The sequence below is a fragment of the Saccharothrix texasensis genome (genome assembly GCF_003752005.1).
GTDB lineage: Bacteria > Actinomycetota > Actinomycetes > Mycobacteriales > Pseudonocardiaceae > Actinosynnema > Actinosynnema texasense.
In genome coordinates this window covers 4,549,042-4,560,240 of the sequence record NZ_RJKM01000001.1, presented here as the reverse complement: position 1 = coordinate 4,560,240, position 11,199 = coordinate 4,549,042, and the positions used below count along the sequence as shown (strand labels likewise).

10 protein-coding genes are annotated in these 11,199 nt (G+C 74.5%); 5 read left to right on the top strand and 5 right to left on the bottom strand.

What is annotated here, in order from left to right:
• Positions 1-13: 13 nt before the first annotated feature.
• The 4 genes from EDD40_RS19370 to EDD40_RS19350 all read left to right on the top strand — a co-directional run bounded on the left by EDD40_RS19370 (position 14) and on the right by EDD40_RS19350 (position 6,172).
• Positions 14-949: a SurA N-terminal domain-containing protein gene (locus EDD40_RS19370; RefSeq protein WP_123744174.1), complete on the top strand. Its 936-nt coding sequence runs from the start codon at positions 14-16 to the stop codon at positions 947-949.
• Positions 946-1,878 (top strand): nucleoside triphosphate pyrophosphohydrolase, encoded by a 933-nt coding sequence (locus EDD40_RS19365; RefSeq protein WP_123744173.1) that lies wholly within the window; start codon positions 946-948, stop codon positions 1,876-1,878. Before EDD40_RS19370 ends, EDD40_RS19365 begins: the two co-directional genes overlap by 4 nt.
• 479 nt (positions 1,879-2,357) lie before the next feature.
• Positions 2,358-5,528, top strand: coding sequence for a S41 family peptidase (locus EDD40_RS19355; RefSeq protein WP_123744172.1), 3,171 nt, complete (start codon positions 2,358-2,360; stop codon positions 5,526-5,528).
• Between the two features lie 101 nt (positions 5,529-5,629).
• Positions 5,630-6,172, top strand: coding sequence for a hypothetical protein (locus EDD40_RS19350; protein WP_148088840.1), 543 nt, complete (start codon positions 5,630-5,632; stop codon positions 6,170-6,172).
• 9 nt (positions 6,173-6,181) lie between these two features.
• Here EDD40_RS19350 and efeB read toward each other — a convergent pair whose 3' ends face one another.
• From efeB to efeU, 3 genes are read right to left on the bottom strand one after another with little or no spacing between them, the layout of a single operon-like run.
• Positions 6,182-7,432, bottom strand: a complete 1,251-nt coding sequence (efeB, locus tag EDD40_RS19345) for an iron uptake transporter deferrochelatase/peroxidase subunit (protein ID WP_123744170.1) — start codon at positions 7,430-7,432, stop codon at positions 6,182-6,184.
• Entirely contained in the window at positions 7,429-8,589 is a 1,161-nt protein-coding gene (efeO, locus tag EDD40_RS19340) for an iron uptake system protein EfeO (RefSeq protein ID WP_425471215.1), read from the bottom strand. Before efeO ends, efeB begins: the two co-directional genes overlap by 4 nt.
• 16 nt (positions 8,590-8,605) lie before the next feature.
• Positions 8,606-9,421, bottom strand: a complete 816-nt coding sequence (gene efeU / locus EDD40_RS19335; RefSeq protein WP_123744169.1) for an iron uptake transporter permease EfeU — start codon at positions 9,419-9,421, stop codon at positions 8,606-8,608.
• A gap of 164 nt (positions 9,422-9,585) precedes the next feature.
• Between efeU and EDD40_RS19330 the strand changes: the two genes are divergently transcribed.
• The gene (locus EDD40_RS19330; protein WP_123744168.1) at positions 9,586-10,428 is read left to right on the top strand and encodes a lytic transglycosylase domain-containing protein; all 843 of its coding nucleotides are present in this window, start codon (positions 9,586-9,588) and stop codon (positions 10,426-10,428) included.
• A 34-nt stretch (positions 10,429-10,462) separates the two neighbouring features.
• On the opposite strand, the gene EDD40_RS19325 is transcribed toward EDD40_RS19330, so the two are convergent.
• A complete protein-coding gene (locus tag EDD40_RS19325; RefSeq protein WP_123744167.1) occupies positions 10,463-10,798 on the bottom strand; it encodes a DUF6968 family protein in 336 nt (111 codons plus the stop codon).
• Positions 10,795-11,172: a tetratricopeptide repeat protein gene (locus tag EDD40_RS19320; RefSeq protein ID WP_123744166.1), complete on the bottom strand. Its 378-nt coding sequence runs from the start codon at positions 11,170-11,172 to the stop codon at positions 10,795-10,797. Before EDD40_RS19320 ends, EDD40_RS19325 begins: the two co-directional genes overlap by 4 nt.
• Positions 11,173-11,199 lie beyond the last annotated feature (27 nt).

Sequence of the window (11,199 nt, the reverse complement as noted above, 5' to 3'; positions counted from 1 at the left end):
GAAGGTACTGGTCGTGAGGACTGTGCAGAGGCGCTTCACCCTGATCGGCGCGGCGGTGGCACTCCTGGTCGCGGGCTGCGGCACGGGGCCGAGCCACGTCGGCTCGGCCGCCATCGTCGGCGACACCGTGCTGCCACTGGAGCAGGTGCAGCAGCGGCTGGACGTCGTGCTCAAGAAGGAGCCCGAGGCCCAGAAGCTGCACGACCAGCGCAAGCTGGACCAGGTCGCCCGGCAGCTGGTGACCCTGGGCGTGCAGCACGAGCTGATCGAGCTGGCGGCCCGGCGCGAGGGCGTGTCCGTGTCCGAGGAGGCCGTGACCGAGTCGGTCGAGCAGGCCGGCGGCGCGGAGCTGGCCTCGCAGAACACCGTGTACGACGCGGCGACGTTCCGCGAGCGGGCCAAGGACCAGCTGCTGCTGGTCGAGCTGGCGCGCAAGTACGTGGACCGGATGGAAGTCACGTTCGACTACTTCTTCACCAAGGACAGCGCGTCCGCGATCGAGAAGGCCAAGCAGGTGGCGGCCGACCCGGCGAAGATGGCCGAGTTCGTGGCCGACGCGCCGGCCGGCACCCAGGGGCAGACCCTGTCCAAGGAGAGCCAGCGGGTCCGGTCGGCCGAGTCGCCGCAGGCGGCCCAGTCGCCGCTGTTCGGCGTGCCGGCGGGCACCGTGGTGGCGTTCGCGCCGGACCCGAGCAGCGCGCAGTGGATCGTGGCCTACGTGACCGACCGCAAGACCGACGCGCGCACGTCCGGCGAGTCGGCCACCGAGCAGCTGACGCCGCAGCTGCTGGAGCAGATCGGCCTGCGGCTCGTGCAGACGCTGGCCGGCGACCCGGAGATCCAGGTCAACCCCCGCTACGGCCTGTGGGACGGCACCGCCATCTCGCTGGCCCCGAGCGAGGGCGAGCTGAGCGGCTACCAGGCGACGGTGCGGCAGACGTCGCCGTGACCGTCGTCGTCGTAGGCGCCACCCCCGTCCTGCCCGCCGCCGCGCTTCCCGCTCTGCGGGGCGCGGCGGCGGTGTACGCGGGTGCGGGCGTGGACGCCCGGCTGTGGTCGGCCGAGCCGGTGTCGGCGCTGGTCGCGGGCCCCTCGGTGGTGCTGATCACCACGGACCCGGACGAGCCCGCCGCGCGGGAGCTGATCTCGGCCGGCTCCGACGTGATCCGCGCGCCGGGCCTGGCGCTGCTGGACGCGGCGGCCGTGATGGACCGCCTGCGCTCGCCCGGCGGCTGCCCGTGGGACGCCGAGCAGGACCACGGGTCGTTGCGCCAGTACCTCGTCGAAGAGACCTACGAGCTGCTGGAGGCCATCGAGGACGGCGACCGGGCGGCGATGCGCGAGGAGCTCGGCGACGTGCTGCTCCAGGTGCTGTTCCACGCGCGGATCGCGGCGGAGGACGCCGAGGAGCCGTTCGGGATCGACGAGGTGGCGGGCGACCTGGTGGCCAAGCTGGTCGGGCGGCACCCGCACGTGTTCGCCGGCCACGACCCGGCGGTGCGCGACGCGACGACCCAGCAGCACCGGTGGGAAGAGCTCAAGCAGGTCGAGAAGCAGCGCGAGTCCAGTGTGGACGGCGTGGCGGGCGGGCAGCCCGCGGTGGCGCTGGCCGGCAAGCTGGCGCAGCGGGTGGCGCGGGCCGGGTTCCCGGTGGACCTGCTGCCGGAGGGCGACGACACCGGCACGACGCTGTTCGCGGTGGCGGCGCTGGCGAAGCTCGCCGGCGAGGACCCGGAGACGGAGCTGCGGGCCGTGGCCCGGCGGTTCGAGGCGGACGTGCGGGCGGCCGAGCGGTCGGCGCGCGCGGCCGGCGTCACCGCCCTGACCGCGGCCGACTGGCGCGCCCACTGGCCGGCCAGGCCTGCCGTCAGGGCGTGAACCGCGGCCGGCGGCCACCTCGCCGCGTCCCGGGACGGCGTCTCGGCGGACCGCGAGCACCCGGCCGCCGGTGAGCCGGACGCGCCGGCTGATCTCGTCCAGCACGCCGCAGTCCACCGCGTCCGGCGCCTCCCGGAACTCGACCGCGCCGGTCTGCTCGTCCACGAACCCGGGCACGCCCGCGTCGATGTCCACGAACACCGTGTGGACCGCGCCGATCGTGGCGAACCGGGCGACGTCGGCCACGTCGGTGACCGTGCGGCCCTGGGACGTGGTCACGGGTGGGGATGTCGGTGTGCGGAGTCATGGCGGCGTCTCCTCGCGGTGGTCACAGCGGATGCCGGGACCGCCCCGCCGGTGCCGCCCGCCGACGACCGGCCGACCGGGGGCGCCGCGTCCCCGGTCGGGGGTTCGGTGGGGCGGAGCGCGTTCGCCGGGTTCGGCCCGGTTCGGGTGATCGGGGCGCTAACGTCGAAGAGGTGACCGAGGCCTACCTCCGCTTCCCGCACCTGCACGGCAACCTCGTGACCTTCGTGGCCGAGGACGACGTGTGGCTGGCCCCCCTCGACGGCGGCCGGGCCTGGCGGGTGACCGCCGACCAGGTGCCCGTCTCCTTCCCCCGCTTCGACCCGACCGGAACCCGGTTGGCCTGGACCAGCCGCCGCGACGGCGCGCCCGAGGTCCACCTCGCCCCGGTGGACGGCGGCGCGGCCACCCGGCTCACCTACTGGGGCGACTACACCACCGGTGTGCGCGGCTGGACGTCCGACGGCGAGGTCGTCGCCGTCACCTCCACCGGCCAGGCGACCACCAACCGGCAGTGGGCGCACGCCGTGCCCACCGACGGCGGCCCGCCGCGGCGGCTGCCGTTCGGCTGGGTGGACGACGTGGCGTTCGGGCCGGCCGGGCAGGTGGTCGTCACCTCCGTGTACGGCCGCGACCCGGCCTGGTGGAAGCGCTACCGGGGCGGCGCGGCGGCCAAGCTGTGGGTCGACGTGGCGGGCGACGGCGAGTTCACGCGCATCCTGCCCGAGCTGACGTCGTCGTTGACCTCGCCGATGTGGCTCGGTGACCGGATCGCGTTCCTGTCCGACCACGACGGCGTGGGCAGCCTGTACTCGGTGGCCCCGGACGGGTCGGACCTGCGGCGGCACACCGAGCAGGAGTTCTACGCCCGGGTCGCGGCCGGTGACGGCGAGCGGGTCGTCTGGCAGCACGCGGGCGAGCTGTGGCTCCTGGACGGCCTGGCGGCCGAGCCGCGCCGGCTGGAGATCGCCCTCGGCGGACCCCGCACGGCGCGCCGGCCGCGGCCGGTGTCGTCGCGGCCCGACGACTTCCACCCCGACAAGACCGGGCGCGGGAGCGTGGTCGAGGTGCGCGGCACCGTGCACTGGGTGACCCACCGGGACGGCCCGGTGCGCGCGTTGGCCGAGCAGCCCGGCGTCCGGGCCCGGCTGCCGCGGGTGGTCGGCGACAGCGTGGTGTGGGTGACCGACGCGGACGGCGAGGAGGGCCTGGAGTTCGCTCCGGTCGGCGGCGTCGAGCCGGGCAACGAGCCGCGCCGGGTCGCGGTCGGCAAGCTCGGGCGGGTGCTGGAGCTGGCCGTCTCCCCGGACGGGCGCAGGCTCGCCGTGGCCACCCACGACGGGCGGCTGCTGCTGGTCGACGTCGAGTCCGGTGAGGTCCGCGAGGTGCTGAAGGACGCGAACCCGCACGTCAGCGACCTGGCGTTCGCCCCGGACTCGAACTGGCTGGCCTGGTCGCACCCCGGGCCGCGCCCGTTGCAGCACATCCGGATGACCAACACCACCGACCTGTCCGTGGTGGACGTGACGCCGCTGCGGTTCTCCGACTTCTCGCCCACGTTCACCGAGGACGGCCGCTACCTGGCGTTCCTGTCGGTGCGCAGCTTCGACCCGGTGTACGACGCGCACGTGTTCGACCTGTCGTTCCCGACCGGCTGCCGGCCCTACCTGGTGCCGCTGGCCGCGACCACGCCGTCGCCGTTCGACCCGCTGCGCCTGGGCCGGCCGGTGGGCGACGACTCGTCGGAGAAGGACAAGGACAAGGACGACGAGAACCCGATCACGGTCGTGGACCTGGACGGGCTGGCCGACCGGGTGGTGACGGTGCCGGTCGCCGCCGCCCGCTACTCGGGCCTGACCGCGGCCAAGGGCGGGCTGCTGTGGCTGCGCTCGCCGCTGCGCGGGGTGCTCGGCGACAACCTGGCGAGCCCGTCGAGCCGGCCGCCGCGCGCCGTGCTGGAGCGGTTCGACCTGGCCAAGTCGCGCACCGAGGCGCTGATGGACGGCGTGGACGCGTTCGAGGTGACCGGCGACGGGCAGCGGATGGTCGTGCGCGACGGCGGCGACCTCCGGGTCGTGCCCGCCGACCGGAAGGTCGACTCCGAGGACCACGACTCGGTGGACGTGGACCTGTCGCGGGTGCGGGTGGTGGTGGACCGGGCGGCCGAGTGGCGGCAGGCGTACGCGGAGGCCGGGCGGCTGATGCGGGACCACTTCTGGCGCACCGACATGGGCGGCGTGGACTGGGCGGGCGTGCTGGAGCGCTACCGGCCGCTGGTGGACCGGCTCGGCAGCTACAACGACCTGATCGACCTGCTGTGGGAGGTCCAGGGCGAGCTGGGCACGTCGCACGCCTACGTCATCCCGGCGCACGGGACGCCCGGCCGCGCCGTGGGGCTGCTCGGGGCCGACCTGGAGCGGGACGAGGCGGGCGCGTGGCGGATCACGCGGGTGATCCCGGGCGAGACGTCGGACCCGGCGGCCCGCTCGCCGTTGGCGGCGCCCGGTGTCGCGGTGCGGGTCGGTGACGCGATCGTGGCGGTCGACGGGCGGCAGGTGGACCCGCTGACCGGGCCCGCGCCGCTGCTCGTCGGCACGGCGGGCAAGCCGGTGGAGCTGACCGTGCGGCCCGGCGGCGGCGGCGAGCCGCGCCGGGTCGTGGTCGTGCCGCTGGAGGACGACGAGCCGCTGCGCTACCACGCGTGGGTGGCCGACCGGCGGGCGCGCGTGCACTCGCTGACCGACGGGCGGGTCGGGTACCTGCACGTGCCGGACATGATGGGCGCGGGCTGGGCGCAGCTGCACCGTGACCTGCGGGTGGAGCTGGCGCGCGAGGCCGTGGTGCTGGACGTGCGGGAGAACGGCGGCGGGCACACGTCCGAGCTGGTGGTGGAGAAGCTGGGCCGGCGGATCATCGGCTGGTCGGTGGCGCGCGGGTACACCACGGCCGACAGCTACCCCGGCGACGCGCCGCGCGGGCCGGTGATCGCCATCGCGGACGAGTTCGCCGGGTCCGACGGCGACATCGTGAACGTGGCGATCAAGGAAATGGGCATCGGGCCGGTCGTCGGCACCCGCACGTGGGGCGGGGTGATCGGCATCGACATGCAGTACCACCTGGTCGACGGGACGCTGGTGACGCAGCCCCGGTACGCGACGTGGTTCGCCGGTCCCGGCTGGGGCGTGGAGAACCACGGCGTCGACCCGGACGTCGAGGTGGTGGTGACGCCGCAGGACCGGGTGGCCGGCCGCGACCCGCAGCTGGACACGGCGGTGCGCCTGGCTCTGGAGGCGTTGGAGGCGCGGCCGGCGGCCGTTCCGCCGCAGCTCCCGCCCCTCGCCTGACCAAGTCCACCCGGACGTGTGACGGCGTGGTGCTTGCGGCCGGTGGTCCGAAACGGACCAATGGGTACCACGCAAGATCGGGTCCGGGGGCGGGGTGTCGGGTGAGTCATCGTGAGGTGCCGCGCAGCGGGCGCGGGTGCCTGGCGGCGGTCGTGGTGCTGCCGCTGGCGGCGGTGGGCGGCGCGGCGGTGCTGGTGCTGACGTTCGGTCAGCCGGCGCCGCCGCCGTCGGCCCAGTCGCCGGTCACCGCCCACCAGACGCTGGTGAGCGTCCGGACCGCCGTGCCGCCCGCCGCGCTGACGCCGCTGGTCGTGGTCCACCCGACGTCGTCGAGCCCGCCGGGGGCGAGCCGATCGCCGGAGCCGGCGCCCACCCCGACCCCGTCCGCGGACCGCCGCGCCGACCACGAGCCGCAGGTCGCGCCGACCACGTCGGCGCGGGACGCCGGCCCCCGGGCCCGGGGCGAGCTGCCGCCGACCCGGTCGTTCCCCGCGCCCACGACCACCACGGCCGAGCCCACCGGGCCGACCACCGCGCCGCCGGTCACCACGACCCCGCCACCGGTCACCACGACCGCCCCGCCGACCGGGCCGGCCGCCGACCCGACGACGGCCGAGCCGACGAGCGCGGCCCCGCCGCCGTGACCAGGCAGGTCAGGTGAACAGGGTGTCGCCCCAGAAACCGCCCTCGCGGACACCGGGCGGCACGGCGAAGTGACCGGAGCCGTTGTGCTCCAGGTACTCCATCATCTTGTCCCCGGCCGCCAGCGCCGCCTGCATCGGCACGAACTGCTTGCCCGTGTCGCGGTTGAAGCACAGGAAGAACAGCCCGGCGTCGAGGTGGCCGAGCCCGTCCGACCCGTCGGTGAAGTTGTAGCCGCGGCGCAGGACGCGCACGCCGCCCAGGTGCTCGGCCGACGCCAGCCGCACGTGCGCCGTCGCGCCGATCACCGGCAGCCCGCCCTTGCCCTTGACGTGCAGGTCGACCGGGTCGAACTCGGCGACCTGCCCGAGCGGCGCGCCGACGCCCTTGGTGCGGCCGACGATCTGCTCCTGCTCGGCCAGCGAGGTGCGGTCCCAGATCTCGACGTGCATCCGGATCCGGCGCGCCACCAGGTACGTGCCGCCGACCAGCCAGTCCGGCCCGTCGCCCGGCGCGACCCACACGTGCTCGCGCAGCGCGTCGCCGTCCTCGGCCTTGACGTTGTTGGTGCCGTCCTTGAAGCCGAACAGGTTGCGCGGCGTCGCCTGGGCCGTGGAGGTGGACGACGTGCGGCCGAAGCCCAGCTGCGACCACCGCACGGAGACCCGGCCGAACCCGATCCGCACGAGGTTGCGGATCGCGTGCACGGCCACCTGCGGGTCGTTGGCGCACGCCTGGACGCACAGGTCGCCGCCGGTGCGCCGCTCGTCCAGGTCGTCGCCGGGGAACCGGGGCAGGTCGATCAGCTTCGCCGGCTTGCTCCCGGCCAGCCCGAACCGCTCGTCGAACAGCGACGGGCCGAAGCCGATGGTCAGGGTCAGCGCGGACGGCGGCAGGTCCAGCGCCTCGCCGGTGTCCTTCGGCGGCGCCTGCGCGTTGCCGCCCACCGCGCCGCCCTCGGCCGCCTCCTGGCCGGCGGTCATCCGGCGTGCCGCCTCGGTCCACTCCTGGAGCAGCGAGACCAGCTCGGCGCGCTTGGTCGTGGTCACGTCCAGCGCGACGAAGTGCATCCGGTCCTGCGCGGGCGTGGTGATGCCGGCCTGGTGCTCACCGTGGAACGGCACGGCCTCCGCGCCCGTCAGCCGCACCTGGTCGGACGACGGCCGGGACGAGGACAGCGCGCCGACCGCCGCGCCCGCGCCGGCCAGCGCGACGCCCGCCCCGGCGAACCCGAGCAGCCTGCGACGCGGCAGACCCGTCACCGCGACACCACCTCCGCGACCTTGCTGATCGGCTCGCCGAGCGCGTCGACCGCCGCGGCCAGCGCCTTGACCTCGTCCTCGGACAGCTCGGTGTACAGCTTGAAGCCGTCGCCCGCGCGGTGCTCCTCCAGCAGCCCGTCGAGCGCCTCGAACTTCTCGTCCACGGACGCGACCAGTGCCGCGTCCCGCTCCTCGATCACCGGCCGCAGCGCCGCGACGGCCGCCTGCGAGCCGTCCACGTTGGCCCGGAAGTCCCACAGGTCGGTGTGCGAGTAGCGGTCCTCCTCGCCGGTGATCTTGCCGGTGGCGACCTCGTCCAGCAGCTCCTTCGCGCCGTTGGCCAGCTGCAACGGGGTCAGCTCGACGGCCTTCGCCCGGGTCACGACGTCCTTGACGTCGGTGAGCAGCCGGTCGGCGACGGCGGGGGAGTCGGCCTTCAGGCCGTCCTGCCACAGGTCCTTCTCCAGCCGGTGGAAGCCGGTGAACTCGGCGCCCTCCTCGAGGACGTCCTCCCGGCCGTCGATCTTGGGGTCGAGGTCGCCGAAGCTCTCCGCGACGGGCTCGACGCGCTCCCAGTAGGTGCGGGCCACCGGGAACAGCGCCTTGGCCTCGTCGACGTCGCCCGCCTTGACCGCGTCGACGAACTCGGTGGTCTTGGCGAGCAGGCTGTCGGCCTGGGAGGTGACGTACCGCTGGTAGCCCTTGGTCGCCTCGGCGAGCTTCGCGTCCGCGTCGGTGGACTTGCGGCCCTCGCCCGACACGGTGAACTCGCCGCGGATGCCGTCGCCCTTCATGCCGGGCTTGCACGCGGTCTGGAGCTTGCCGGCCTCGGTGACCTCCACGATCAGCCGCCGGGTGAGGCCGGGGCCGATGTTCTCCACCTCGCCGAGGATCCGGTCGCCTTCGGCGAACAGGTAGAACTCGGTGACCTTGCTGCCCTTGTTGGTGACCTCGAAGGTCACGTTGCCGGTGTCCGCGGAGGTGCGGGCGACCTTGCAGGCGTCGTCGGAGGCCTCGACGGCGATCGGTCCGCCGGCGCCGGCGGGCGCGGCCTCGTCGCCGCAGGCGGTGGCGAGCAGCAGCAGGGCGCCGAGGGCGGCGGTGCGGATGGCTCCGGTGCGGATGGTTCCGGTGCGGGCGGCGGGGTGGACGGGCACTGGTGGTTCTCCGGTTTCAGCTCTTCGCCGCGACGCGCGGGCGGATCAGGAACAGCGGCAGGACGATCGCGACGTACGCGGTCCACGCGACGGCTTGCAGCACGGTGGTGCGCTGCGAGTAGTTGAAGATCCCCTTGAGCAGCGCGCCGAACCAGGAGTCCTCCGGCACGGTCTCGCTCAGGTCGAACGCCAGGGTGTCCAAGCCGGGCAGGATCGCGGCCTCCTGCAGGTCGTGCAGGCCGTAGGCGAGCACGCCCGCCGCCACGAACACCAGCAGCGCGCCCGTCCAGGTGAAGAACTTGCCCAGGTCGAACCGGATCGCGCCCCGGTAGAGCAGGTGGGCGAGGGCGACGGCGACGCCGATGCCGACCAGGAAGCCGATCATCGGCTGCACGGTGTCGCCCGCGCTCTGCACGCTGGAGTAGAAGAACACCGCCGTCTCCAGGCCCTCGCGGCCGACGGCGAGGAACGCCAGGGTCACCACGGCCGCCGGGCCAACGTCCAGCGCCCGGTCCAGCTTGCCGCGCAGCTCGGCGGCGATCGTGCGGGCCGTCGACCGCATCCAGAAGATCATCCCGGTGACGAAGGCGACCGCCAGCAGCGACATCCCGCCGCCGAACGCCTCCTGCTGCTGGAACGTCATCGAGGCGGTGGTGAAGGTGATGACCGCGCCGACCAGGACCGACAGCGCGACGGCGGCGCCGACGCCCCACCAGACGTGGGGCAGGCGCGACCGGCGGTCGGTCTTGACCAGGAAGGCCACCAGGATGCTGACGACCAGTGCTGCTTCCAGCCCTTCGCGCAGCCCGATGAGCCCGTTGCTGACGAGCACGGCGTTGTCCTCACGCGGAGTTAACCAAGGCTCATCGAACTTAGGCAAGGCTGTACTGGCACGTCTAGGGCACAGACCGGGGCGAACGCGGTATAGGACGCAGAAAGGACGAACCGGTGTGTGATCCTCGCCGTGCGGGCGCCGGGAGCACGTAGCCTGGGGTCGTGGTCGTCCCGCCGCCGCCCAAGACGTCGAAGCCCGAACCGCGCCCCGGCCGCGGTCGGGCCGGCGACCTCTTCGGTCGCCTGGTCCTGGTGCTGATCCTGCTCGCCGTGGTGGCGGGCGGGGCGTGGGCGCTGGCCACCTTCAACCGCTCGGGACCCGGGCAGGCCGCCGACCCGCCGTTCCCGGTGCCGTTCCTGGCGGTCGAGCCCGGCGCCGCCGCGCCCGGTCCGGGCGGCGAGGCGCCACCGGCCGGGCAGCCGCAGTCGACGACCGACCCGCTCGGCGCGTGGGCGGCGGCGTTGTCGGACAAGACCGACATCCCGGTCCGCGCCCTGCGCGCGTACGCCATCGCGGACATGGCCATGCGGACGCAGGCCCCGGCGTGCCGGGTGTCCTGGGCGACGCTGGCCGGCATCGGCCGCATCGAGTCGCACCACGGCACGATCGGCGGCCTGCGCCTCGGCGAGGACGGCCGGCCGTCACGCCCGATCATCGGCATCCCGCTGGACGGCTCGCCGGGCGTGAAGGCGATCGCCGACAGCGACGGCGGCACGCTCGACGGCGACACCCGCTGGGACCGCGCGGTCGGCCCGATGCAGTTCATCCCGACCACGTGGGCCCGCTACGCGGTGCGCGCGAACGGCGACGGGCAGGACCCCGACCCGCAGAACATCGACGACGCCGCCCTGGCCGCCGCCCGCTACCTCTGCTCGGGCGGACGCGACCTGGGCACCGGCGCGGGCTGGTGGGCGGCCGTGCTGGCCTACAACAACTCGACCGAGTACGGCCAGAACGTCTACAGCGGGGCCGACGCCTACGCCCGCGCCGGCAACGAGGGCTGACCGGGCGACGAGGGCCGACCGCGCCCGACTGCCCTCAGGGGCGCGTGGGCGGTTCGACGGTCAGGCCCAGGTCCGCCAGGCCGAGCCAGTCGAGGTCCACCGCCGCCCGGGCCGCGCGTTCGGCCAGCTCCAGCCGCACGCGGTGCACGCTGAGCAGCAGGGCCTGCAAGGAGTCGACGCCGAACGACGCGCCGACGGCCTCGTCGCCCAGGCCGAGGACCTGGTGCGGGCAGCACCAGTCGTCGTGCGGGCTCAGCGGGTCCGGGTGGGGCGCCCCGAACCTGATCACGACCTCCGTGCGGGTGCCGTCACCGGCCACGCACTCCACCCGCCGTTCGGCCACCACGGGCCCCAACTCGTACGCCGTCATCGGTCCCGTTCCACCGCGAGTCGGGCGCTGACCTCGCCCAACGCTTCCTGGTACTCCGGCGACGGGTTCATCGCCGCCGCCATCCGCAACTGCGTCAACGCCTCGGTCAACCGGCTCTGCCGCTGCAACGTCCGGCCGAGCGCGAACCTCGCGTAGTGATCGCTGGGGTCCAGGTCGAGCACCTTCCGGAACGCCGCCTCGGCGCGCGTGAGCTGGGCCGAACCCAGGTAGGCCCGACCCGCGAGCAGCTGCACGCCCACTTGGTCCGGCGCCGCGTCGAGCACGACTCGCAGCTCGCGCAGCGCCTCCAGCGGTCGGCGTTGGGCGAGCAGCGCCTCGGCTCGGCGGAACGCCTCGAAGGTGCCGTCCGTCATGGTTCGATCAACGCTACCCGGCCATCC

Bases quoted from the DNA above. Each gene is read 5' to 3' on its own strand.
- EDD40_RS19325 (WP_123744167.1), bottom strand. From the start codon at position 10,798: ATGACGGCGTACGAGTTGGGGCCCGTGGTGGCCGAACGGCGGGTGGAG.
- EDD40_RS19320 (WP_123744166.1), bottom strand. From the start codon at position 11,172: ATGACGGACGGCACCTTCGAGGCGTTCCGCCGAGCCGAGGCGCTGCTC.